At 63.4% G+C, this 773-nt stretch carries 1 protein-coding gene; it reads left to right on the top strand.

Going from position 1 to position 773, the window contains the following annotated elements; translation table 11 throughout:
• A partial coding sequence (locus tag A5736_RS21595) for a condensation domain-containing protein (RefSeq protein WP_254848430.1) occupies positions 1–773 on the top strand: 773 nt, incomplete at both ends.

Genomic DNA, 773 nt, shown 5'->3' with positions numbered 1-773 from the left:
CGCTCGATGTTGATGCGTTGGCTGCGGCGCTGGCCGATGTGGTGGGCCGTCATGAAAGCCTGCGCACTGTGTTCCCCACGGTCGAGGGAACACCCCGGCAGGTGGTTATTCCTATTGAGCAGGCCGATTTTGGGTGGGGTGTTGTTGATGCCAGCGGCTGGTCGCCAGGTTCACTGAACGAGGTCATCGATACCGCGGCGCGCCACACCTTTGATCTGGCCACCGAGATCCCAATGCGGGCAAGGCTTTTCCGCATTGTCGACGACGAGCACGTGCTGGTGATCGTGATGCACCATATCGCCGCGGATGGCTGGTCGCTAAGGCCGCTGACCGCTGATTTGGGTGTGGCCTATGCCAGCCGGTGCGCCGGTCGGGTGCCGGGGTGGGCGCCGTTGGGGGTGCAGTATGCCGATTATGCGTTGTGGCAGCGGGGGTGGTTGGGGTCGGAGTCTGATCCCGATAGTGCGGTTGCGGGCCAGTTGGCTTATTGGGAGCGGGTTTTGGCGGGGATGCCGGAGCGTTTGGAGTTGCCTGTTGATCGGCCTTATCCGGTGGTGGCTGATCAGCGTGGGGCCAGTGTGGGTGTGGAGTGGTCGGCGGGGTTGCAGCGCCAGGTTGCTCGGGTGGCTGGTGAGCATAATGCGACGAGTTTCATGGTGGTGCAGGCCGGGTTGGCGGTGTTGTTGTCGAAGATCAGCGCCAGTTCTGATGTGGCCGTGGGCTTCGCGGTGGCCGGTCGGGGTGATCCGGCGCTCGATGAGTTGGTGGGGTTT

The organism is Mycobacterium sp. SP-6446, from assembly GCF_001954045.1.
GTDB lineage: Bacteria > Actinomycetota > Actinomycetes > Mycobacteriales > Mycobacteriaceae > Mycobacterium.
Note: the sequence above shows the minus strand (reverse complement) of the source record. Positions and strands in the feature narration are given on the sequence as shown.